Source organism: Pseudoalteromonas sp. P1-26 (assembly GCF_001401795.1).
In the GTDB taxonomy this organism is placed as follows: domain Bacteria; phylum Pseudomonadota; class Gammaproteobacteria; order Enterobacterales; family Alteromonadaceae; genus Pseudoalteromonas.
This window is the reverse complement of sequence record NZ_LKDX01000202.1, coordinates 1-223: the sequence shown is the minus strand read 5'-3', so window position 1 is coordinate 223 and position 223 is coordinate 1. Positions and strand designations below refer to the sequence as shown.

Genomic DNA, 223 nt, shown 5'->3' with positions numbered 1-223 from the left:
GCGCTGTTTCGTTTCACTACTGAGTTCGGCATGGGGTCAGGTGGGTCCAAAACGCTATTGTCACCAAGCAAATTTGGTTTAATTCGCTCTTTTGAGCAAATTAATAAATCTGGAATTCTGATATTAAGTAAATGTCTACTTTAGTAACTTAACTTCTGTCTGTTACGCTGTCATAAAACGCGTTTGGCGTTGTATGGTTAAGCCTCACGGGTAATTAGTACAG

The 223-nt window shown here is 39.9% G+C and carries 1 rRNA gene; it reads right to left on the bottom strand.

The annotated features are described in order from the left end of the window. A 5S ribosomal RNA gene (gene rrf, locus AN394_RS21495) occupies window positions 1-68 on the bottom strand; the annotation flags it as partial. Window positions 69-223: the final 155 nt, after the last annotated feature.